This is a genomic window from Carboxydocella sp. JDF658 (genome assembly GCF_002049395.1).
In the GTDB taxonomy this organism is placed as follows: Bacteria; Bacillota.
Window position 1 is genome coordinate 1 of the sequence record NZ_BDLR01000203.1, and the last position, 264, is coordinate 264.

Below are 264 nucleotides of genomic sequence, written 5' to 3' on the forward strand. Positions count from 1 at the left end.
GGCTCTCCGCCTTAACCTCGCTTGCTACCGTAACTCGCCGGTTCATTCTACAAAAGGCACGCCATTACCCGCTAAATCGGGCTCTGACTGCTTGTAGGCATACGGTTTCAGGTTCTCTTTCACTCCCCTCCCGGGGTGCTTTTCACCTTTCCCTCACGGTACTCGTTCACTATCGGTCGCCAAGGAGTATTTAGCCTTGGGAGGTGGTCCTCCCGGATTCCCACAGGGTTCCTCGTGTCCCGTGGTACTCGGGGTCAAATCGGG

At 56.4% G+C, this 264-nt stretch carries 1 rRNA gene; it reads right to left on the reverse strand.

The annotated features are described in order from the left end of the window. A 23S ribosomal RNA gene (locus tag JDF658_RS13670) occupies window positions 1-264 on the reverse strand; the annotation flags it as partial.